The organism is Corynebacterium aquatimens (assembly GCF_030408395.1).
GTDB lineage: Bacteria > Actinomycetota > Actinomycetes > Mycobacteriales > Mycobacteriaceae > Corynebacterium > Corynebacterium aquatimens.
Genome location: NZ_CP046980.1, coordinates 1,454,001 through 1,475,554 on the forward strand (window position 1 = coordinate 1,454,001; position 21,554 = coordinate 1,475,554).

The 21,554-nt window shown below is 62.1% G+C and carries 26 protein-coding genes and 1 pseudogene; 16 read left to right on the forward strand and 11 right to left on the reverse strand.

What is annotated here, in order from left to right:
* The first annotated feature begins 13 nt into the window (after positions 1–13).
* Positions 14–877: a carboxylating nicotinate-nucleotide diphosphorylase gene (gene nadC / locus CAQUA_RS06570; protein WP_196823986.1), complete on the forward strand. Its 864-nt coding sequence runs from the start codon at positions 14–16 to the stop codon at positions 875–877.
* Positions 878–1,054: 177 nt separating this feature from the next.
* Here the strand turns inward: nadC and CAQUA_RS06575 are convergent, their stop codons facing one another.
* The 5 genes from CAQUA_RS06575 to gatC are packed head-to-tail and all read right to left on the reverse strand — an operon-like array spanning position 1,055 to position 5,971.
* Positions 1,055–1,660 (reverse strand): GNAT family N-acetyltransferase, encoded by a 606-nt coding sequence (locus CAQUA_RS06575; protein ID WP_196823985.1) that lies wholly within the window; start codon positions 1,658–1,660, stop codon positions 1,055–1,057.
* Positions 1,660–2,691 carry a 6-phosphofructokinase gene (locus CAQUA_RS06580; RefSeq protein ID WP_196823984.1) on the reverse strand — a complete coding sequence of 344 codons (1,032 nt, stop codon included), beginning with the start codon at positions 2,689–2,691 and terminating at the stop codon, positions 1,660–1,662. Before CAQUA_RS06580 ends, CAQUA_RS06575 begins: the two co-directional genes overlap by 1 nt.
* A 10-nt stretch (positions 2,692–2,701) precedes the next feature.
* A complete protein-coding gene (locus CAQUA_RS06585) occupies positions 2,702–4,126 on the reverse strand; it encodes an MFS transporter (RefSeq protein ID WP_290178015.1) in 1,425 nt (474 codons plus the stop codon).
* Between the two features lies 1 nt (position 4,127).
* Positions 4,128–5,612: an Asp-tRNA(Asn)/Glu-tRNA(Gln) amidotransferase subunit GatA gene (gene gatA / locus CAQUA_RS06590; RefSeq protein WP_290178951.1), complete on the reverse strand. Its 1,485-nt coding sequence runs from the start codon at positions 5,610–5,612 to the stop codon at positions 4,128–4,130.
* A gap of 50 nt (positions 5,613–5,662) precedes the next feature.
* Entirely contained in the window at positions 5,663–5,971 is a 309-nt protein-coding gene (gene gatC / locus CAQUA_RS06595; protein WP_196823982.1) for an Asp-tRNA(Asn)/Glu-tRNA(Gln) amidotransferase subunit GatC, read from the reverse strand.
* 186 nt (positions 5,972–6,157) lie between these two features.
* Between gatC and CAQUA_RS06600 the strand changes: the two genes are divergently transcribed.
* From CAQUA_RS06600 to CAQUA_RS06625, 6 genes are all read left to right on the forward strand, one after another.
* On the forward strand, positions 6,158–6,832 hold the full coding sequence (locus tag CAQUA_RS06600; RefSeq protein ID WP_196823981.1) for an ACT domain-containing protein: 675 nt from the start codon (positions 6,158–6,160) through the stop codon (positions 6,830–6,832).
* 114 nt (positions 6,833–6,946) lie between these two features.
* Positions 6,947–8,185 carry a serine hydrolase domain-containing protein gene (locus CAQUA_RS06605; protein ID WP_196823980.1) on the forward strand — a complete coding sequence of 413 codons (1,239 nt, stop codon included), beginning with the start codon at positions 6,947–6,949 and terminating at the stop codon, positions 8,183–8,185.
* On the forward strand, positions 8,186–8,836 hold the full coding sequence (locus CAQUA_RS06610; RefSeq protein WP_196823979.1) for an MFS transporter: 651 nt from the start codon (positions 8,186–8,188) through the stop codon (positions 8,834–8,836).
* 123 nt (positions 8,837–8,959) lie between these two features.
* Positions 8,960–9,196 (forward strand): colicin E3/pyocin S6 family cytotoxin, encoded by a 237-nt coding sequence (locus tag CAQUA_RS06615; RefSeq protein ID WP_196823978.1) that lies wholly within the window; start codon positions 8,960–8,962, stop codon positions 9,194–9,196.
* A 37-nt stretch (positions 9,197–9,233) separates the two neighbouring features.
* A complete protein-coding gene (locus CAQUA_RS06620) occupies positions 9,234–9,410 on the forward strand; it encodes a hypothetical protein (RefSeq protein WP_196823977.1) in 177 nt (58 codons plus the stop codon).
* 68 nt (positions 9,411–9,478) lie between these two features.
* Positions 9,479–9,778 (forward strand): 3'-5' exonuclease, encoded by a 300-nt coding sequence (locus CAQUA_RS06625; RefSeq protein ID WP_196825538.1) that lies wholly within the window; start codon positions 9,479–9,481, stop codon positions 9,776–9,778.
* A gap of 6 nt (positions 9,779–9,784) precedes the next feature.
* On the opposite strand, the gene CAQUA_RS11205 is transcribed toward CAQUA_RS06625, so the two are convergent.
* Both CAQUA_RS11205 and CAQUA_RS06630 read right to left on the reverse strand, forming a co-directional pair.
* Positions 9,785–9,913 carry a DUF4411 family protein gene (locus CAQUA_RS11205; protein ID WP_353959134.1) on the reverse strand — a complete coding sequence of 43 codons (129 nt, stop codon included), beginning with the start codon at positions 9,911–9,913 and terminating at the stop codon, positions 9,785–9,787.
* Entirely contained in the window at positions 9,910–11,043 is a 1,134-nt protein-coding gene (locus CAQUA_RS06630) for an ImmA/IrrE family metallo-endopeptidase (protein WP_196823976.1), read from the reverse strand. The genes CAQUA_RS11205 and CAQUA_RS06630 overlap by 4 nt, the downstream gene beginning before the upstream one ends.
* Before the next feature lie 112 nt (positions 11,044–11,155).
* On the opposite strand from CAQUA_RS06630, the gene budA reads away from it, so the two are divergent.
* Together budA and CAQUA_RS06640 are read left to right on the forward strand one after the other, a co-directional pair.
* Positions 11,156–11,881: an acetolactate decarboxylase gene (gene budA / locus CAQUA_RS06635; RefSeq protein ID WP_196823975.1), complete on the forward strand. Its 726-nt coding sequence runs from the start codon at positions 11,156–11,158 to the stop codon at positions 11,879–11,881.
* 139 nt (positions 11,882–12,020) lie between these two features.
* Entirely contained in the window at positions 12,021–12,323 is a 303-nt protein-coding gene (locus CAQUA_RS06640; RefSeq protein WP_231375356.1) for a DUF4333 domain-containing protein, read from the forward strand.
* A gap of 21 nt (positions 12,324–12,344) precedes the next feature.
* On the opposite strand, the pseudogene CAQUA_RS06645 reads toward CAQUA_RS06640, so the two are convergent.
* A pseudogene (locus CAQUA_RS06645) lies at positions 12,345–13,109 on the reverse strand (helix-hairpin-helix domain-containing protein); the annotation flags it as partial.
* A gap of 7 nt (positions 13,110–13,116) precedes the next feature.
* Here CAQUA_RS06645 and CAQUA_RS06650 point away from each other — a divergent pair.
* Entirely contained in the window at positions 13,117–13,332 is a 216-nt protein-coding gene (locus CAQUA_RS06650; RefSeq protein WP_196823973.1) for a hypothetical protein, read from the forward strand.
* Positions 13,333–13,376: 44 nt separating this feature from the next.
* Positions 13,377–14,186, forward strand: a complete 810-nt coding sequence (locus CAQUA_RS06655) for a CPBP family glutamic-type intramembrane protease (protein ID WP_196823972.1) — start codon at positions 13,377–13,379, stop codon at positions 14,184–14,186.
* Here CAQUA_RS06655 and CAQUA_RS06660 read toward each other — a convergent pair.
* Positions 14,110–14,880, reverse strand: coding sequence for a TetR/AcrR family transcriptional regulator (locus tag CAQUA_RS06660; RefSeq protein ID WP_290178021.1), 771 nt, complete (start codon positions 14,878–14,880; stop codon positions 14,110–14,112). The two genes, CAQUA_RS06655 and CAQUA_RS06660, sit on opposite strands and share 77 nt — an antisense overlap.
* Positions 14,881–14,888: 8 nt before the next feature.
* Between CAQUA_RS06660 and CAQUA_RS06665 the strand changes: the two genes are divergently transcribed.
* The 3 genes from CAQUA_RS06665 to CAQUA_RS06675 all read left to right on the forward strand — a co-directional run bounded on the left by CAQUA_RS06665 (position 14,889) and on the right by CAQUA_RS06675 (position 16,674).
* Positions 14,889–15,350: an ArsR/SmtB family transcription factor gene (locus tag CAQUA_RS06665; protein ID WP_231375353.1), complete on the forward strand. Its 462-nt coding sequence runs from the start codon at positions 14,889–14,891 to the stop codon at positions 15,348–15,350.
* 25 nt (positions 15,351–15,375) lie between these two features.
* Complete coding sequence (locus CAQUA_RS06670; RefSeq protein ID WP_196823970.1) at positions 15,376–16,317, forward strand: serine hydrolase domain-containing protein; 942 nt, start codon at positions 15,376–15,378, stop codon at positions 16,315–16,317.
* A 69-nt stretch (positions 16,318–16,386) separates the two neighbouring features.
* Positions 16,387–16,674: a hypothetical protein gene (locus CAQUA_RS06675; RefSeq protein ID WP_196823969.1), complete on the forward strand. Its 288-nt coding sequence runs from the start codon at positions 16,387–16,389 to the stop codon at positions 16,672–16,674.
* Here CAQUA_RS06675 and ligA read toward each other — a convergent pair.
* A complete protein-coding gene (gene ligA, locus CAQUA_RS06680; protein WP_196823968.1) occupies positions 16,625–18,649 on the reverse strand; it encodes an NAD-dependent DNA ligase LigA in 2,025 nt (674 codons plus the stop codon). The two genes, CAQUA_RS06675 and ligA, sit on opposite strands and share 50 nt — an antisense overlap.
* Before the next feature lie 193 nt (positions 18,650–18,842).
* Here ligA and CAQUA_RS06685 point away from each other — a divergent pair, with 193 nt between their 5' ends.
* Positions 18,843–19,538, forward strand: coding sequence for a 3'-5' exonuclease (locus CAQUA_RS06685; RefSeq protein ID WP_196823967.1), 696 nt, complete (start codon positions 18,843–18,845; stop codon positions 19,536–19,538).
* A 51-nt stretch (positions 19,539–19,589) separates the two neighbouring features.
* The gene (locus tag CAQUA_RS06690; protein ID WP_196823966.1) at positions 19,590–20,135 is read left to right on the forward strand and encodes a hypothetical protein; all 546 of its coding nucleotides are present in this window, start codon (positions 19,590–19,592) and stop codon (positions 20,133–20,135) included.
* 30 nt (positions 20,136–20,165) lie between these two features.
* Here the strand turns inward: CAQUA_RS06690 and chrA are convergent, their stop codons facing one another.
* Entirely contained in the window at positions 20,166–21,482 is a 1,317-nt protein-coding gene (gene chrA / locus CAQUA_RS06695; protein WP_196823965.1) for a chromate efflux transporter, read from the reverse strand.
* Positions 21,483–21,554: the final 72 nt, after the last annotated feature.

A 21,554-nucleotide genomic window follows, 5' to 3' on the forward strand; every position in this document is an offset into this window, starting at 1 on the left:
TAGGTTGTAAAGCATGCCTATTAGCGACGCCAAACCACTCAACCCAACCGCCACACTTCGCCTCATCCAGCTTGGCCTAGACGAAGACTTCGTCCACGGGCCCGACGCCACCACCGTGGCCACGATCGACGCGGACGCTACGATGACCGCGAACTTCGTGCCGCGCAAACCAGGTGTTGTCGCCGGGCTGGAGGTCATCGCGTGGACGATGCACGCCGTCGACCCGTCCATTTCCGTTGATGTGCGCGCCGCCGATGGCGATGAGGTCTCCCCCGGCGACGTCCTGGCCACCGTCAGTGGGCCTGCGCGTTCCATTCTCTCTGCGGAGCGCACCGCGCTGAACTTGCTTACCTACGCCAGTGGCATCGCCACCGCCACCCACCGCTGGACGCGCGAGTTCACCGGGACGAAGGCCCGGGTGCGCGATTCCCGTAAGACGCTGCCTGGTTACCGTGACTTGGCAAAGTACGCTGTGCGCTGCGGCGGCGGCGTCAATCACCGCATGAGCTTGGGTGACGCCGTGCTAATCAAAGACAACCACGTCGCCTCCGTCGGATCAGTCGCAGAAGCTTATCGACGAACGGTCGACGCCTTCCCCGACCTCCCCCGCGAAGTTGAGGTCGATGACCTGGACCAGCTGCGCGAGGTCTTGGCTTTTAAGCCGCACCTGGTGATGTTGGACAACTTCTCTGTTGAGCTCACCCGGGACGGCGTTGCGCTGCGCGATGAGCTCTCCCCATCCACCATGCTGGAGTCCTCCGGCGGCCTGACCTTGGATGTTGCGCGGGCTTATGCCGAAACCGGCGTTGACTACCTAGCCGTAGGCGGGCTGACGCACTCGGTCACCATCTTGGACATCGGCCTCGACGCCGCCTAGCCCGGCCCCCTTCCCTTCGGCACCCTTGCCCCCTCTCCCCCCTCGGTGCTCCTGCTCCTCCGCCCCCGCGACAATCCTGACGATGCTGACACGTTTCGCCGTTCGCGGCGACAAAGTCCCAGGTCAATTTCTTTCAAGTGTCACAATCGTCAGTCACTAGGCCCCAGGCCCTGGGCATCAGGCATCCCGCAGGGCGTCGCTGGAGGGCCGGCCACCAAGCCGCGCCACCAGGCCCGATTGAACCTCCGGCCACTCGGTGTCCAGGATGGAGTAGACGCAGGTGTCGCGCACCAGACCGGATTTCAAGACCTTGTGTCGGCGCAGCACCCCGTCGAGCTTCGCACCGAGTTTCTCTATTGCCCTGCGGGACTGCTGGTTCATGAAGTGCGTGCGGATCTCCACACGCAGGCACCCGAGTTCTTCAAAGGCCCGCTCCAACATCAAGTACTTAACCGCCGGATTGATGGACGTGCCCTGAAATTCCTTCCCGATCCAGGTCGAGCCGATCTCTAAGTTCCGGTTCACCGGATCAAGGTGGAAATACGTGGTCACACCCGCCGGCCGACCGTCGGGCGCGATGATTGCCCACGCCGCACGGTCAGATTCGCTGATCAACGAAGAGATATAGGACGGCACATCCTCTGGCGCAGGAATGTGGTCTTGGTACCACAAAGTGGAAAGATCCCCCACTGCCTCGGCCAAGCCGTCGGCGTGGTCTAAGGACAGCGGTTCAAGCGTTGCCCACTTCGATCGCATAGTGGGCGTCGCGGGGAAGTCAGGCATTAGCCGAACATGCTCCGCGCGGTCTGGTAGCGGTACTCCGGTACCTGCTTGAGCTTGTCCACTGCATCTTCCAGGGACACCAGGTTGATGTCCTCGCCGTGCAGGGCGACGCAGGTGCCGTAGTCGCCCTCGTGGGCGGCGCGGCAGGCGCTCACACCGTAGCGGGTAGCCAGCACGCGGTCATAGGCCGTAGGAGTTCCGCCGCGCTGGATGTGGCCCAGCACCGTCGTGCGCACGTCGTAGCCCAGGCGCTTGTGGATCTCGTTGCCGATCAGCTGCCCCATACCCGTAAAGGTCTGGTGGCCGAACTCGTCCTCGCCACCGAGCTCAATGTCCAGCGTGCCTTCCTTCGGCACGGCGCCCTCGGCGACGACGATGATTCCGTACTTCTCACCCATCTGGAAGCGGCGTTCCATCGCCTTGGTGATCTCTTCGATGTCGAAGGGGTGCTCTGGGATCACGGTGTAGTGCGCGCCACCAGCCATGCCCGCGTGCAGCGCGATCCAGCCGACGTGGCGGCCCATCACCTCAACGATGAGGATGCGGTTGTGGGATTCCGCTGTGGTGTGCAACCGGTCAATCGCGTCCGTGGCCACAGACACAGCAGTGTCGAATCCGAAGGTGTAGTCCGTGGCGTTGACGTCATTGTCAATGGTCTTGGGCACGCCGACCACGGGAATCCCGTTGTCAGCCAGCCACTTCGCGCCCTTGAGCGTGCCCTCACCGCCGATCGGGATCAGCGCGTCGATCCCGGCATCCTCGAGGTTGTGCTTGATCTGGTCCAGCCCCGCCTTGAACTTGTCGGGGTGGAGGCGACCGGTTCCCAGAATTGTTCCGCCGCGCAGGAGGATGGAGTCCATCCACTGGTCGTCGTACAGGTCCTGCCGACGGTCCTCGAGCAGGCCCACCCACCCGTCGAGGTAACCCACGACGGTGGAACCGAACTCATTGTTTGCGGTGCGGACAATTCCGCGGATCACTGCGTTCAAGCCCGGGCAGTCACCGCCGGACGTCAGGGTGGCAAGTCGCATGCACCCCAGGTTAGCGCGATTCGCTCATTCCGTCTGAGCGCCCATCAATCAGCAGGTCGTCGCGCAAGAATAGCGACAGGATCGCGCCTGCCACCATCGCTATCGCGGGCACGAGCATCGCGCTTATCGACGACTCCCCCACCGCCGATCCGTCCACCGCCGCCCCGTCCATTGCAGCCCGGCCCATGACAGCACCGACCATGGCAACGCCCACGACGCTGCCGACCTGACGCAAGGTGTTGTACAGCCCGCTGGCAGCACCGGCAACCGATTCGGGGACGTCCCGCATCGTCGTCGTGGCGTTGGGCGCCCACACGAATGCACTTCCCACCCCTAACAACGTGGTGACTAGAGCGAATAGCAGGGGGTTTGCTCCCGCTACCGCGATAGCCCACCCGCACAGCAACCCGGCGGCCATCACGGCAAACCCAGCGGCGTTGAGCACGCGCGGGTCGACCTTGTCCGCCAACACACCGGCATAGGGCGTGAGCACGAGCGCCATCACCGACATCGGTGCGGTGAGCCACCCGGCCATCGATGCACTGATGCCTGCACCTGATTGAAGCCAATACATGATGGGAATGAACATCGACGCAACAGCAAAGCCCATGCAGGAAATCGCCGCTGTACCGAGGGCAAAATTGCGGTTGCGCAGCAGTTCAAAGGGAAGGAACGCTTCATCGGAGGATCGACTACGTTCCGTGGCCACCAGCACCGCAATGAGACCGCAGCCGAGAAGAATCAGCCACCCAGCACGTGACTGGATGCCCCAGACAAGACTGGTCAAGGCGCAGAAAGACAGGATAAGAGGCGTGACCCGCAGCCGGACCGGAGTGGCGTGTAGCTGGGGCAACCACGCGCTAGCCACAATCACGCCCACTACTGCGATGACCGCCTGCACCGTGAATGCGGACTGCCAACCGAATGCGCCGATGAGGTAACCGCCAAGGATCGGCCCCACCAGGGAGCCGATCGAACCAATCACACCCCACGCAGCGAAGGCCTTACCCCGGCCGTCCGACCGGAAGACACGGTTGATCATCCCGAATGCCTGGGGTAGGAAGATCGCCGCGCCAAGGCCCTGAAGAGCTCGGGCCACCACGAGCCGCCACCATTGGTCACCACTGCCCGGCAAAGCTGCCAGTGTCAGGCTCACCGCATACAGTGCAAGGCCGATGATGTACACGCGGCGCTGGCCGTACTTGTCACCCAGCCTGCCCGTGATTGGCATGGGCACCACCGTTGCCAGCAAATAAATACTGGTCAGCCACACCGCGTCGTTCGCGTTTGCCGCAGGAAGATGCGGCGTGACCACCGGCATGATCCCCTGATCAAGCATGATAAGGACGTAGCCAATGGACACCACCGCTAGTGCGTTCCAGGGGCCGCGGCGGACGCCGGCCCCTTCAACGGGGCGGTGAGAAGTATCCGTCACCCTACTTGCGGCCAGCCTCAAAGGCGGCGGCTACCTTGTACATCCGCTCGTCGGCAAACGCGGGCGCAATCACCTGCAGGCCAACCGGAAGACCCGTGTCGGACGCGGTGCCTGCCGGAACTGACAGACCAGGTAGACCGGCAAGGTTCAACGGAAGCGTGAACAGGTCAAAGTTGTACATTGCCAACGGGTCATCGACCTTGTCGCCCAGCTTGAACGCCGTCGTCGGCGTTGCCGGACCAGCAATGACGTCGACCTGCTCGAAGGCCTTGGCAAAGTCCTGCGCCACGAGGGTGCGGATACGCTGCGCCTGCAAGTAGTAGGCGTCGTAGTAACCAACCGACAGTGCGTAGGTACCCAAGATCACACGGCGCTTGACCTCGTCGCCGAAGCCCTCACCACGGGTGATCGCCATGACTTCCTCCGCGGAGTGCGAGCCATCGTCACCGCGGCGCTGACCGTAGCGCATACCATCAAAGCGAGCGAGGTTCGAGCTGACCTCGGAGGTTTGGATGATGTAGTAGGCACCCATAACGTGGGCAAAGTTCGGGCAGTCGACCTCAACGATCTCCGCGCCCTGGCTCTCAAGCTGCGCAAAAGAAGCCTCGATGACGTCGGAGACGCCAGCCTGCGTTCCTTCGCCACCAAACTGCTTCACGCGGCCGATGCGCACGCCCGACAAATCACCGGATGCGCCTTCGCGCGCTGCCTCTACGACTGAGGAGACTGGTCGATCAACACTCGTCGCATCGAACGGATCGTGGCCCGCGATGACCTCGTGCAACAGCGCGGTATCCAGCACATTATTCGCACACGGACCGCACTGGTCCAGCGAGGACGCGTTGGCGATCATGCCGTAGCGCGACACCGCACCGTACGTCGGCTTCGCGCCCACGGTGCCGGTCAGCGACGCCGGCTGGCGAATCGAGCCACCGGTGTCCGTACCAATTCCCAGCGGCGCTTGCCCGGATGCCAGCGCTGCCGCGGTACCACCACCGGACCCACCCGGGGTGCGGGACAGATCGTGCGGGTTGTGGGTGACTTTGTACGCCGAGTTCTCATTGGACGAACCCATTGCGAACTCATCCAGGTTGGTCTTGCCCAAGATCGGAATGCCCGCCGCGCGGATCTTGGTCACGATCGTCGCGTCATACGGGCTCATGTAGCCCTCAAGGATCTTCGACGCCGCAGTCGTCGGCGCATCCGTGGTGACAAACAGGTCTTTGAGCGCCAGCGGCACACCAGCCAGTGGTGAAACCGGCTCCTCGCCCGCAGCAACCTGCGCATCCACAGCATCCGCTGCGGCCAGCGCTTCTTCAGCACCGACGTGCAAGAACGCACCAACGGCGTCATCCGACTCGGCGATGCGGTCCAAGAACGCCTGCGTCACCTCGCGGGACGTGACCTCTCCCGCCTGGATCTTCGCCGCCAGCTCGTGAGCCGGAAGTGAGAGCAGACCCTCATTCGGCGCCAACGCGGTCTCCACCGCACCGCTTGCTGCACCACCTGCTGCACTATTAGCTGTCTCAGTCATTCTTAGTCACCTTCCCCAAGGATCTGCGGCACCACGAAGCGCTCCTCATCGACCTCCGGCGCCTGGTCCAGCGCCTGGTCCTGGGTCAGCGTTTCCTTCACCTCGTCGACACGCATGGCGGCCTCGACGGAGTGCGGGTGGCTCATGGGCTCCACGCCGGTTGTGTCCACCGCTTGAACAGCGGACACAGCCTCAACGATCGTGTCCAGCTGACCAGCAATGTGATCCAGTTCTTCATCCGCCAGCGCAATGCGCGCCAGCTTTGCAATTCCGGCGACCTCGTCGCGGGAAATGGCGTGGGCCTCGGCCACGTCTCTCACGTCCTTTCTAACCGCTGCGTGTGTTACCGCGCGTACGCCAACATCCTACGGGAGCACCCCGCCACTACCCCGATACAGCCCCACCACGCCTGCCGAAACACCGCCACCGCTACCCCCTTAATTTCTAATGCGAAATTAAGTCTCGAATTCGCGGCTTAAAAATGGTATAAAAGGGCCGTGTCTTATCTGGTTCGCGTGGTCCTGCCCGATACCCCGGGCAGTCTCGGTGAGCTCGCGGAAGCATTCGGGCTCGTGGACGCAAACATCCAGTCAGTAGACATTGTGGAAACCACCCGCGTAGACGGGAACCCCGTGGTCACCGATGACATTGTGGTGGAACTGCCCACCGGCGCAATGGTGGATTCCCTGCTTACCGCGGCCGCGTCGCTCGGTGGCGTGGAAATCGATTCGATCCGCCCTTACTCCGGCCGCGTCGATCGCCGCGAGCAAGTACAGATGCTCGCCCGCGTGGCCACGCAAATCCACAATCTACCCAAGGCGATGGAGGAGCTCGTCTCCGTCATGCCGCAGGCGCTCACCTCATCGTGGGCTGTTGTTTTACGCACTACTGACAACGGCCTGGTCCGCGTCGCCACCTCCCAAGCCGCCCCGGGCGATGACGGGACAAAACCTCACATCGAAGACGTTCATGATGCCCGCATCCTCCACCCCGAAAGCGATGATTGGGTGCCGGAAGCCTGGTGGATCCTCGACTCCGCGCTGGCCATCACTCCGCTGGCCAGCACCGACCTCTACATGGTCGTTGGCCGCACCGGCGGTCCGGACTTCTTGGCCTCCGAAGTCGCCCACATCGGCGACCTCGGCGCCATCGTCGGTGCCCTCGTGCGCTAGCTCCTACTATCGCAGCGCGATCGGTAAGATCGCCCATGTCAATCGACTAACAACTAAAACACGAACGAATTGCCGGAAACCGATAACCCGGCCGTAAACAGACAAGGACAGCGCATGGCGCGTGGCACAACCACAAAGAAATCCCGTGGCACCAGCAAGGCAGATAGCCACTCCGCGGGTGACTCACAAAGGACTCGGCCGAAAGGTCTTCTCCCCGCGGTTATCGCCGCAGCGCTGACGCTGATTCTGCTGATGGTCGCTGGCCCGTGGCCGCTGAGTGTTTCCAACGATCAGACCGGTGATCAGGAGGTTTCCCAGTATCTCTCCAATCACGCCCCGAACGGCGGCAAAGATATCGCAGCCTTCATTTTGGAGACCGATCAGAACGGCGCCCGCAAGGCCCGCTTCGGTGGTCTTGGCGCGACGGAGAATTCCGAAGTTGAGATCGGCTCCGTTACCAAGACGTTCACCACCCAGCTGCTGACACAGATGGTGCGCACCAAGGAAGTCTCGCTGGACACTACCGTGGGTGAGATCATCGACGTCGGCGACGCCCCGATCCACGACGTGACGCTCAAGGAGCTCGCCGACCACACCGCCGGCGTCCCACGGCTGGTGGGCACGAAGCCTAACTTCCTGTGCACCTTTACTAACTGCAACCCTTACGCCGACGACCTCACGCCGCAGCAGATCCTGGATGAGGCGAAAAACGTCAAGCTGCACAAGCGCGGTGAGCGCGCCTATTCCAACTACGGCTACGCGCTGCTTGGTCAGCTCCTCGCCCACAAGGCAGGCATGAGCTACGCCGATCTACTCAAAAACAACATCCTTCAGCCTGCCGGCATGTCGCAGACCTACCTTGCTACCCCCGGCACCACCGGCGGCCGCGCACAGGGATATGCCGTAAACGGCCGCAAGACAAAGGCCTGGGAAATGAACGGCTACGCCCCCAGCGGTGCCATCCGCTCCACCCCGGCTGACATGGCTAAGTACGCCGAGTTCGTCCTCACCAACGGCACCGCCGAGTACGGCTGGGGCGACTTTGGCTTTACGCTTAACGACGAACCTCAGAACCTCGCCGACACCGACAACCCCCAGGCAGACAACGAACAAGCCAACCCCGAGCAATCCAACGCCGAGCAATCCGGCACCGCCGATCCGAACTCCCCCGACTACGCCAAGAGCCTCTACGGCAAGTTCCCGTACAAGAACGGCCGCACCGCCGGCTACTCCACCGGCATGATCGTCGACCCCCGCAACGGCAAGGCTGTCTTCGTCTCCAACCGATCCGGCGTCGCGGTAAACGACCTCACATTCACCCTCTTTGACACGCTGTCCAAAGGAGCGATCTAAATGACCACCAGCGCAATCATTTCTTGGTTCCTTGTCATCGTTGTCGCTACCGCAGCGATCACCACGATCGTCACTGCGGCTGTGAAACCGTCGAACCGGTTCATGAGCATCCTCAACGCAGTGATCGTCCCTCTGCTCACGCTCGTGTTCTCCTACTTCATCTCCTGGTACAGCGAGGTCCCCTACTGGGTCTGGCCAGTCCTTGTCCTACTGGCAACCGCCGCCACAGCGCTCAGTATCTACCGCGTTATCCACCAGCCGGAGAAAAAGACCCCGCGCCCAACGGAGCGCAACAAGCACCCACGCGCCACGAAGAAAAAGCGCACGTCCCGAAACGCTCACACCGAACCCACGGCGACGACCGCTCCCGCATCCGCCGCCCCTGCAACCCCCACGCGCGCAACCCCCACCACCGATTCATTCGCAGCCGTCCCCCAGACCGGCGACGCACTCCCCTCCACCGCACCAGCGGATTCCCAAACCACGGAGTACTACGTCGATTCAGCACCAGTCTCCCAGCCTGAACCGGTCTACTACACCGACGATCAGACCACTGCCCCTGCCACCGACGAGTTCCCCGCGAACTACCGCGTCGAACCGGGCGCCCCGGATCACATCGATCCCCCGGCCAATCCCCCAACCGTGCGCTAAAGCAGTTCCCGGTCAACAGCGCGCTGACGTTCCCCCTTCCGAACAAAAATTTCCCCCTCGAGGGAACCTCGCAGCCCCTTTAGGAGTCTAAAGGTTTAAGGACTTCAACTGGAAGGCGGGAATATGGCAGCAGCCTACATTCCGCGTCCGAACCCGAGTTTTCTCGACGGGCTCGAGCGCGTGAAGAGATCGGGCACGCAACGTTGGCGTGATCCCGATCAATCGATCGTCTTTGAGTACGACCGTTTACATGGTCACGTGGAGGGTTACAATCGTCGAGGAGAACATATCGGTATCTTCGACGTCCACACGGGCCATAGGATTGGTCAACCGGTGAGGGGAAAGAAAATCGATGTTTAAACCATTTGTGGACAGGTGTCTTGAAGGTGAAGCATCCTTGGATGAGATCGATGATTGGGTTACTGCCTGGCACAACTCCGCCCCTGGCAGCGAAAATCTGACGCTCGATGCGTATCTTGGTTTCAACGAGGAAGAAGGCGCTATCTGGACGCGCTACCCCAAACGGTTGGGCGAGATTCTTGAGAACCGGCGCCATCAATCACAGATCGCGTAGGGCAAAATCACGGCGGGGCAGCTACCTGTGCTTTTTCCTGATCGAACCAATCCAAGTCTGCTGCGGTGATGTTCCACGGCAACCAGCCGACCAAGAACGCCAATTCTTCCGCCCAGGAGCAGGTATCCGTGATGACCATGCACGGCGCCAAGGGCATGGAGTTCACCCACGTTGTTCTCATCGGCGTAGGCAAAACGGTCATGCCACAGCGATTCGCGTTGAAGGACCTTTCCACAGAGGACCAGGCAACCGCGTTGCAGCGTGAACGCTCACTCCTTTACGTCGCGGCGTCGCGCGCCCGCGATGAGCTGGTGATCACCACGTCCGATGAGCCGTCGGAGCTGCTTCCACCGTCGCGAAGGTCGTAGTGGCGGTCAGAAAACGATCCCTTCAGAGCGCAAATAACCCAAGTTATTGACGCAACTCACGCCAAAGGCGTTCGCTGCATCAGGGATTTGGACTCTCGTCGTTTTCCGCGGACTCGGTTTTTCATAACTGGTCACGGAGCCCCCTGATACTCGGCAACCAGATCTCGGATCGTGGAGATTTTGTTGATTCCTAGCTTTCTAGAAGCCTCGGTTTCAGTGATCCGTTCTTCAGCCAGGGCTTCTGTCAAAGCTGACAAGAATCTGCGGCCAAGCCGAGAACGGGTGGTGTTTCTAAAATTTCCACCAGTCGGTTTTCGCGTCGGCAGTTCTTCTTTCCGCATTTCCAGAAATGCTGCTGCACAATCCCGTGTAATCAATCCGGCATCCACGAGGCTCCAGATCACGACTTCCCCGCTCACCCCGAATTGTTGATATGCCCATTGCGTAGTTTCGCCAAGGTCCTGCATCTCGTTCCACGCTCGTGCAATATCAGCGGAAGGGGCGAGAAATTCTGCAGCAAAAGCGTTGCACCACCGTTCAACCGCTCGGTGGTCATTCCGCTCGCCCGAAATTCCAGGGGAATCGATCAAAACATGGGCGAGCTCATGAGCCAGGCTGAACAACTGCCCCGTTTTCGAGTCTGACCCGTTAACAAAAATCAAGCCGAAGGAATCGCGTATCAGCGTGAAACCTCTGAACTCTTCGACATCCAGTTTTCGTGCGTTGTTGTTACCCACCACAGAGCTGCGCATAACCAGGATTCCAGCTTCCTCGATCGCATCGCTGAGTGTCAAAATTCTTTCTCGGCCACGCTCAACCGTTCCCGGGATCCAATCCAGAAGAAGGTGAGCATCCATAACCGCAGCTCCTACATCGGAGCTAAGGGAAAATCTTCCAACGCAGTTTGGTGGAGCGATTCCAGATCGAAGGGTATTCTCGGCATACCAATCCAAACGGCTTTCGCACGTGTGAATCAGTTCTTCCAGATCAGGGCTGGCAGAGACTACTTCGCTGCTTCGAATCGAGCGGAAATCAGGCAGCTGCGGTTGATCATCCACTGGTGTATCGAGGAGCAAGTAGCCAAACGGAATTCTCGCCATGCTGGCCAGCGCTTTAGCTTGGCGTAACGTAGGATATTTTTCTCCAGCGAGCCAGGATTGAAGCAACCTAAAGTCGCTTTTCTCTTGAAGTTCATCGACAGGAACGCGGGTGCGTTCAACTGCCCATTGGAGAACTGGTTGCTTGACTGGAACCCTAACAGCCACTACGACCTCCTCTCTTAGCTGATGTTCATTCGCGATCTCATTCTTTAACGCCATCCTAGATCAGTGCCCCGACACTAACGCCTCGGTCGACTCCCCGGCTAGCATCGTCGGCATGACTTCCATCGGCCGGCACACCATTTTCCAGAACTCGCTCATGTCCGCGCTCCTCGACGGCATCTATGACGGGGAACTCACCATCGGTGACATGCTGTCAAAGGGCAACTTCGGCCTTGGCACCTTCGACGCGCTCGATGGGGAGATGATCATCCTGGACGGCACTTGCTACCAGCTGCGCGGCGACGGCTCAGCAACGATCGCTGACCTGGATCAAAAAAGCCCATTTGGCCAGGTGACAAACTTCGTGCCGCGCATCGTGGCGGACGCGCCCAAGGGTATGCGTCGCAGCGAGCTTTCGGCGTTTATCGACGAACTCCAGCCGTCTGGCAACTATCTCCACGCGGTGAAGATCACGGGTGAGTTCGACACCGTGACCACCCGCACCGTGACTAAGCAGGAAAAACCATATCCACCGATGCAGGAAGCCGTTGGTGACGACAAAGAGATCACGTTTGAAAACGTGCGCGGCATCATCGGTGGCTTCCGCACCCCCGGATACGCCAAGGGCATCGGGGTGCCCGGTTGCCACGTGCATTTCATTGACGACGACCGCACCACCGGCGGCCACGTCCTCGACTACACCGTCCACGACGCCATCATCGAGCTCTGCCCCGCCACAGATATTGAGCTCCACCTCCCGCTCACCGCGGACTTCGCCGCCGGCAACCTCTCACCGGAAGACTTAGACCAGCAGATCCACGACACCGAAGTGAAAAGTTAAAACATTTCCCCCTTGCCACGTCGCTGAGATTTTATATATTTAGTGAAAGGAAATCAGATGTCCGAGGTTTCCTACTCTGTAGTGCGGTGCTCGCCGCACGTTTGCTGTCGATAAAAACCAGTTGAAAGAAGGAAACACAATGCGTCGTATCGCCGCCGCTACCATGCTCGCCGTCATGCCGCTGTTCACCCTCACCGGCTGCACGGGGTCAGTGCCTAAGAATGAAGTCGAAACTCAGATCGCCGACCAGCTCGAAGCACAGGTTGGTCAGCGCCCAGACAGTATCGAGTGCCCGGGCGACCTCGAAGCCAAGGAAGGCGCCACCATGCGGTGCACGCTTTCTGCCGGGGACACCAAGTACGGCGTGGATGTTCAAGTGACCAAGGCCGAGGGCGGCAAAGCCGAGTTCGACATCCAGGTCGACGACGCGCCGATGAACTAAGCGCATCCGCTTTGCCCGAGCTTAATCGGGGCTGCCCGTGTCCAGCAGGCGCGTGAACTGCTCCTCGTTGAGGATCGATCGGCCTAAGTCTCGGGCTTTTTGTTCCTTGGAGCCGGCGTTTTCACCGACGACGACGTAGTCGGTTTTCTTCGACACCGACCCGGCCGCCTTGCCGCCGCGCGACAGGATGACCTCTTTGGCCTCATCGCGGGAGTAGTTCTCCAAGGTGCCGGTCACCACGACGGTGAGGCCCTCAAGCGTTTGCTCAGGCGCGTCGGACGTGTCGTCTTCCATGGTCACGCCAGCCGCACGCCACTTATCGACGATTTCCCGGTGCCAATCAACCTCAAACCAGTCTTTGAAGGATTCTGCGATGATGGCCCCTACTCCGTCGGTCTCCGCAAGCTCTTCCACCGTGGCGGCGCGCAGCGCGTCCATCGACGTGTAGCGGGCAGCCAGGGCACGGGCAGCTGTCGGTCCGACGTGGCGGATGGGCAACGCCACCAGTACCCGCCACAGGTCGGTGTTCTTCTTCTCTTGAAGGTTGTTCAGGAGCTTCTTGCCAGAAGCATTCACTGCGCTCTTCTGGGTGGTGTAGACGCTCGACTTCTCCAAGTCTTCAGGAGTGAGGTCGAAGAGGGTGGATTCGTCGATAAGCACGCCGGAGGCGATAAGGTCCTGCGCGCCCTTCTCCCCGAGCGCCTCAATGTCGAACGCGCCACGCGAGGCGATGTACTCCAGGCGGGTGGCAAGCTGCGCGGGGCAGGAGCGGGTGTTCGGGCTCCGTCCGCAAATGCCGTCCATCGAGGCCGCGCGCATCCTCCAGCCCGATTTCGACGGCTGGGCACCAGATTCCTGGTTCCAGCTCGGCACCTCGCTCACTATCACCCCGCTGCACGGCACCGACCTCGTCCTGGTGGTGGGCCGTGTCGGCGGACCCGATTTTCTGGCCTCTGAGGTCCGCGAGATCGGCGACCTCGGCTGCAGCGTAGGCGCGATGTTGAGCTAAGTATTTCAGTGCCACCCGACCTCGGGCTGTGTATACTCCTATTTGTGCAGCGCTCAAATAAACTACGCCGGTCGATGGCACTGACGTTTTCCGTTGCCGTCGTACTCTCCATCACGGCAGTGTGCGGGGCTTTCCTCATGCTCGACGTTGTAATCCCCAATTGGTTCGTCATCGTCGCCAGGTGGATTCCCGCCATTGTCGCAGCAACAGTGATCGTGGCGTATCAACAGCGCGAGGTGCTGGGCTGGTTTCGGCTTCGTACCCCCTGGCGAAGCGCCATCTTCGGCAGCCTGGTCGCCGTGGGTGTGCTGCTGGGCACCTACGCTATCGCGGCAGCCATCGCGCTTGCTGCTGGAGTTGGCGAGCCCCATTCGGCCAGCTTCTACGTGCGCGCACTCGCGTTCATTGCTCCGGCGACACTGTTGTTCTCGCTGAGCACTCTCGGCGAGGAGGTGGCATGGCGCGGGTTCCTTCACACATGCCTGGGCGATACCGGTGTTTGGCGCTCCTCGGCCGCGATCTCGGGACTGTGGGTGATTTTCCATCTCCCTCTCCACGCGACCATGGTCTACCAAAGCGTCCTGCCGCTGGATGCTGCGCTGACCTCGACGCTTACGCTCTTCGCGCTCGGTTTGCTACTCAGCGCGACAGCCCACCGTTTCGGCTCTCCCTGGCCGGCTACCTTCGGGCACGCTCTGCCCCTGTCCACCTTGAATCTGATCAGCCTGCCCGCCGGCCCCAGCCCCACTGACCATTGGGTGGTCGCGGGCATCACCTTCACAGCTCTCGTGCTGGCGGCTGTTGCGCTCGCCCCCGGCCGCCGGTCGGCGGGGACGTCAATGCCCGCACCATGAGGGTGCGGGCAATCTCATCTCCGGCCCGAAAATCAAGGCCGGGGCTAGCCTGACCGATCATCGCTGCCGTCAGGGGGTATTGCGACATCTCCTGCCGTCCGAGGGCGCGGGCGAAACCGGGGGTGACACCGTTGTCGGCGGCAATCAGGGCATGCCCGTAGACCCACTCGGTGAGCATGCCGGTGATACCGGCCGCAGCCTCGGCGCTGTGCCCCACTGTAACCTGGAAAAACGTCAGTAGAGTTTCGTTGAGTTTCAGGGCGTTGGGTCCCGCAATGCGCTGTTGCGCGAGAAGCTGAGCGTGACCGGGGTTATCCGTGAAGAGCTTCTGCACGTGCTGGAGGAAGGTCGCAAGCGCGGTTTCCGGATCGTCGATAAGCAAAAGCTCTGTATCGATTGCTCCGAGGAACCTGTCGCCTAGCGCGATCCGAATCGACTCCAGGTCGGCGGCATAGGTGTAGAGGGCTGTGGGACTGACCCCGGCCTGTTTCGCGATGCGGCGCTGCGTCAGCGCTCTGGGCCCTTGGCTGGCGAGAAGTTCCTCCGCGGCCAGAAGGATCGTCTCGACGGAGATATCGCCCCTCGGACCCCGCTTTCCTGTTCCACCAGCCATGGGCTGATCGTAGCGCGTGCGTTTGGGACGAACCGCAATGACCTCAGCGCGCAATCGCGCCGCAGAGTTCGTTGGGGGCACTCGCTTCTATGTACACAGACATTGACCGCGTCGCCGCCCTCGAGCGGAGAGTCGCGCAGCTCGAAGCCCATTTCACGCTTTCCCAGCAACAGCCCCCCGCCTTCGCCCTCATCGAGGCGATCAACCGCAACGACGAGCTTGTCGACGGCGTCGTCACGTTCGGCGGCGCCGTCGATACCGGGATCGGCCACTACGAATACGAGTGGTCCCGTCCCACCCACTGGGTTACAGACAGCCCCTGGGAGGACGAGATCTCGCGCCTGTCCGCACTCACCCACCCGCAGCGCGGAGAGATCCTGCGCCGCCTTTTGGGGGCTCCCGCCACCGTTGCCGAGCTCGTGTCGGGAGATATCGTCTCTTCCACGGGTACGTCCTACCACCACCTGGGCGCGCTACAAGCCGCGGGTTGGGTGACCAAGCACGATGGCGGGTACGCCATTCCCCCGCCCGCGTCATTCCACTGCTGGTGATTATCACAGCGTGCGAGGCACACTGATGAAGCCGACTGCTCTGGCCGCCAGCGGCCTCGCCGTAATCCTCACGCTGACCGTGATGCTGCTTCTCGGGCCCCGCCCGATCACGGTGGGCACGCACGCCACGGGTGATGCGTCCGTCTCCAGCGCACTTCACAACAACGCCGAACCCGGGCACAACGACCTCGCCGCCTTCTTCCTCGACAACGGCAACGTCCGCTTTGGCGGCCTCGACGCCGACGAGCACACCGAGTTCGAATTCGGCTCCATCACCAAAACCTTCAACGCCGAGCTACTGCGCCAGCAGATTGCAAGCGGCTACATCACGCTTGAAACAACAGTCGGCGAGCTTATCGACGTCCCCGCCCCGATCGCCGACGTCAACATGGAAGAACTCGCCAACCACACCTCTGGGTTAAGCTCGGCGCCCGTCGAGCTTATAAGCAACCGCCTGGCCATGGTTTTATCCAACGGCAACCCCTACCGCGAGGCGACAGCCGATGAGATCATCTCCTACGCGGGCGATGGAGAGCTGAAAAATCGCGGCCAGCGCAACTACTCCAACTACGGCCACGCCCTTCTCGGGCAGATTCTGGCCCGCAACGCGAACGTCAGTTACGAGGAATTGCTGCGCACCTCAATTCTCGAGCCCGCAGGCATGGATGAGACATACCTCGCGACGTCCGGCTCTGGAGAATACAGCTCCCGAGGACTCGGCTTGCACGGTCGCGCCGTTGAGCCTTGGGACATGGACGGCTCGGCCCCGGCGGGCGCCATCTGCTCCACCCCGGCGGACATGGGCAAGTACGCACAGTGGGTCGCCGACCACGGTCGCCCCGAGTATGGGTGGGCCCGCAGGGGAGATGGGTGGGACCGAGTACGCCTTCCACAACAGCGGGACCGGAGGTTTCCGGACCATGCTCCTGTGGTCCCCGGACGGCGAGGATGCCGTGTTCGTCGCTAAATCCAGCAGCATGTGGGTCGACGGGCTCGCCGCGGGCCTGCTCGAAGAACTCGAAGGGACAGATAGGCGATGATCAGCGACATTCTTGTTGCCTGGTGCGTAGGTGCGTTGGCCTACGTATCCTTCCGTGCGTGGCGCCGGCCAACGTGGTCGCTGAGAGACCTGATCAGCCCGGTTCTCACCGTGGCCGTCGTCCTGCTGCTGTCGCGCGCTATCGCGTGGTACGAGGCTGCGCCGTTTTGGGTGTGGCCGGTGCTCTTGTTCGCCTCCGTCGCAACTGTCGGGTTAGGCGTGTACAAATACGCCGCTACTGCAGCGAACCGGTCTGAAGCAGCTGCTCAAACTGCTCCTCGGTAAGGATCGGCCGGCCCAACTCCTCCGCCTTCGCGGCCTTGGAGCCGGCGTTTTCACCGACGACGACGTAGTCGGTTTTCTTCGACACCGACCCGGCCGCCTTGCCGCCGCGCGACAGGATGGCCTCTTTGGCCTCATCGCGGGAGTAGTTCTCCAAGGTGCCGGTCACCACGACGGTGAGGCCCTCAAGCGTTTGCTCAGGCGCGTCGGACGTGTCGTCTTCCATGGTCACGCCAGCCGCGCGCCACTTATCGACGATTTCCCGGTGCCAATCAACCTCAAACCACTCTGTAAAACTCTCCGCGATGATCTGGCCAACGCCGTCCGTTTCGGCGAGCTCTTCTGTGGTGGCGGCCAGCAGCGCATTCATGGACCTGTAGCGCGCCGCCAGGGCACGGGCCGCGGTGGGACCAACGTGGCGGATCGACAACCCCACCAGGACGCGCCACAAATCTGTCTGCTTCGCTTTATCCAGGTTGTTGAGGAGCTTTGTGCCCGAAGCATTGAGTTGCCCATCTTTTCGCGTGTACGCCGAGGACTTTTTTAGGTCGTCGGTGGTCAATGCGAAGAGATCCCCTTCGTCGATAAGCACGCCGCTTTCGATGAGGTCTTGGGCACCCTTCTCCCCCAACGCTTCGATGTCGAAAGCCCCGCGGGAAGCGATGTACTCCAGGCGAGCTGCCAGCTGCGCGGGGCACGAGCGGGTGTTGGGGCAACGCCAATCCGCGTCGCCCTCTTTCGCGGGGGCGAGCGGCGTGCCGCAGACCGGGCAGTCTGAGGGGTAGACGAACTCGCGCTCGCTGCCATCGCGCAGGTCAGCGACGGGGCCTAGGACCTCAGGGATGATTTCGCCGGCCTTGCGGACCACAACGGTGTCGCCGATCATGACGCCCTTGCGCTTGACCTCGTGCTGGTTGTGCAACGTCGCCATAGACACCGTCGAGCCGGAAACAAACACCGGCTCAAGGATGGCGAACGGCGTGGCGCGGCCCGTGCGGCCGACGGACACCGCGATGTCTTTAAGCTTCGTGGTGACCTCTTCCGGCGGGTACTTGTACGCGATCGCCCAGCGCGGCGCGCGCGAGGTGAAGCCGAGACGGCGCTGCTCCGCGAGGTCATCGACCTTGACCACAAGACCATCCATCTCATGGATCGCGTCGTGGCGGTGATCGGCCCAATAATTGACCGCCTCATGGACCTCCTCGGCCGTTTCCGCACGCCGCGTGTATTCGCTGACCGGCAGGCCGAAGCTCGCCAGCGTCTCATACGCCTCATGCTGGCTCGACAGCTCCAGGCCCTCGCGCGCGCCAATGCCGTGGCAAATCATGCGGAGCTTTCGCTTCTCGACGTCCTTCGGATTCTTCTGCCTCAGTCCCCCCGCCGCTGTATTGCGCGGGTTGGCAAACGGTTTGCCGCCTTCGGCCTGACGCAGCTCATTGAGCTCCGGAAAGTCTTCGGGGCGAATGAAGACCTCGCCGCGGACCTCGAGCAGCGGCGGGAAATCGCCTGTGAGCTGGTGCGGGATGTCCTTGATGACGCGGGCGTTCTCGGTGATGTCCTCGCCGACCCGGCCGTCGCCACGCGTGGCCGCGCGGGTGAGCGTGCCGTTTTCGTAGATGAGATCGATGGACACGCCGTCGATCTTGAGCTCCGTGAGGTACGGACCCGGCGCCTTGGCCAGCCAGTCGGCGAGTTCCTCCGCACTGAACGCATTGTCCAAACTGGTCATGGGCACGAGGTGCTCCACGTTGGCGAAGCTGGAGCTAACCGGCGCGCCGACCTCCATCGTCGGCGAATCCGGCACCGCGAGCTCCGGGTGCGTCGCCTCCAATTCCTGGAGACGGCGAAACAGGTCGTCGAACTCCGCGTCCGTGATCACCGGGTTGCCGTTGTAGTAGAGGTCCCGGTGGTGCCGGACCTCCTTCGCCAGCTCAGTCCACTGCCGCTGCAGGTCTTTGCTCACAGAGTTTGTAGTCACGCCCACCTAGCTTAGGGCGAAGTATACTTCGATGATTCAGGCCTCCTGGCTCACACCCGTGACCTGCGGAAACGTCGGGCCGCCGGAGGGCGTTTTTCATCGAAGTATACTGACCCCGCCGGGAGCTCGGCGGTGGCTGCTGGTTTCGCTGGTTTCGCGGGGTGGTGTCGGGGCGCTCGTTAGAATAAGCGCCATGAGCACTCCCGCAGCCGCCCCAAATGTCTTCGACGCCTCGCGCATGCTGTCCTTCGACCTGGAAACGACCTCCGCGAACCCGCGCGAGGCTCGGATTGTCACCTCGGCGCTCGTGCGTATCGACGGATCGGCGGTCACCGCCACCGAAACCCTCGCTGATCCCGGGGTGGAGATCCCGGAGCAGGCGGCGGCGATCCACGGGATCAGTACAGAAAAGGCGCGCGCGGAGGGCCGGCCGCACGAGGAGGTCCTGCGCGAAACCGTCGACGCAATCAGGCAGGCGTGGGACGATGGGCTCACACTCGTGGTGTTCAACGCGCCGTATGACTTGTCGGTGCTGCGGGCTCTGACCGGGGATTTCACCGTGACCGGGCCGGTGTACGACCCGCTGGTGATCGACCGCGCGAATGACCGTTACCGCCCCGGCAAGCGCAACCTGGGCGCGTTGTGCGAGTTCTACGGGGTGAAGTTAGAAAACGCGCACGAGGCTACGGCGGATGCAACCGCCGCCGCGCGCATCGCGTGGAAGCAGGTCAAGAAGGTCTGGCCGGAGCTGGCCCGCATGGATGTTGGCGAACTCATGGAGTACCAAGCTGTGAAGCACTACGAAATCCAGGAAGAGTTCCGCACCTATTGTTCTTCGCGCGGGCGCTCGATAGACGGGATCAACACCGCCTGGCCGATGATCAGCTAACCCTTGATGCAGCCCTTGATTTCGGCGCTGGCGGCGCGGTAAAAATTGAGTATGCGTCTGCCACTTCCCTTTTCCATCGAACAGATCCTTGGCGCCATCCTGGTAATCCTCACCGCGGTGGGGGTTATAGCGGGGGTTGTGGTGGCCGTCGAGAAGCAGAAAAGCGGCGAGGCTTCGCCGAGCACAAGCGTGACGACGACTCCCGCAACGCCCCAGCCCACAGTCCCGCGCACCCCGCGGCCAAGTGCCGATGAGCCGCAGCGACGCGACATCCACTTCGCTGGCCTGCTCCGCTGGGACGACTACGAGGTGGTAGACAGCACCCACGTGCGGATTTTCTACCAGGCGGGAAGCCGCGGCTGCTACGGCGAGTACGCAAACGTGAAGTACAACCGCGACGAGGTGGTCATCGACCTGTACGCGGGCACGCTTCCGAATTCTTTCCAGGCGTGCACGATGGAGCTGCGGGGATACAGCATGCTCATTACGTTGAGGTCTCCGCTGGGCAACCGCACCATCACCCAAACGCGTGGCGCGAAGCCAAAACCCGGCGAGCACACCCAACCGGTGGAAACGCCGACCTACGCCACGGAGTAGGCGTCACACGCTGTTAGCCGCTGTGCGGAGCTAGAGGAACGCAAAGCCAACAAGCGCCGCGAGGATCACGACCGCCCACGGCGGCACCTTCCACATGTGCAGCGCGACGAATGCGGCAGCCGCAACACCAAGCGTCGCCGGCCCCGTGATACCTGCGGTAAACACCGGGTTGTACAGCGCCGCGGCAAGGATCCCCACCACCGCGGCGTTCGCGCCCGCTAAAACGGCGCCCGCCTGGGGGTGCGCGCGGAGACGCTCCCAGAACGGCAGCACGCCAATCACAAGCAAGGCCGCGGGAAGGAAGATCGCTAGCGTAGCGACGATCGCCCCCCACCACCACGGCACCCCATCCGCAGCCGCACCAAGGAACGACGCGAAGGTGAACAGCGGCCCCGGAACCGCCTGCGCCGCGCCGTAGCCGGCCAGGAACGTATCGTGATCAACCATCCCGGTGGGCACCGTCGCCTGCTCCAGCAACGGCAACACGACGTGCCCGCCACCGAACACCAGCGCACCGGAACGGTAGAAGCTATCGAAGATGGTCAAGCTGGTATTGCCCATCGCCGCCGCAAGCGCCGGCAGACCCGCGAGCAAGATCCCAAAAACGGCCAGCGCTGCGACGCCGATCGAGCGCCCGAGCTTCCCTGCGCCGGCGCCCGCCGGAGCGTCCGCGGCCCCCGGGCCTGCCTGAGCCTCGGCCTGGCCGTCGCCGCCGCCCGCGTCACCGCCTCCCGCGGCGCGCTCGCGCAGCAGCGCCGCCCCCGCCACCATTCCAACGGCGATCGCCCCGACTTGAGTCGCAGGATGCGGAACCAGCAGAACAATCAGGAACGCCACCAGCGCGATCCCGGCATGGATTTTCCCGGTTACGATCGACTTCGACATGCCCAGCACCGCCTGCGCGACAACGGCAACGGCCGCGGCCTTAAGCCCGAGCAGCCAACCAGCGCCCGAGATGTCGCCTAGGTGCGCCACGCCGAGCGCAAACGCCACGAGAAGAATCACCGACGGCAGCGTAAAACCCAGCCACGCAGCGGCCATGCCGAGATACCCCGCGCGCTTAAAGCCGATAGCCATTCCCACCTGGCTCGACGCGGGACCAGGCATGAACTGACACAGCGCCACTAGGTCGGCGTACTCCTCGTCGCTGTACCAACGCCGCTTATCGACGAACTCATCCCTGAAATACCCCAAGTGCGCCACCGGACCACCGAAGGACGTGCACCCAAGTTTGGTGAAGATGCCGAGCACCTCAAGCGGTGATCCGGCGCGGTTCGGCGCGCTCGTGCTGTCAGTCGTGACGGTTTTCGAGGAGCCGTTTGTCGAAGAGACGTTTTCTGAAGACATGTAGCGATTCATCCCTGTTCGTCATCCTTGGGCTTCGTTGCGGCCGAATGTTCTTCCGTGCAGTTTGCCGTG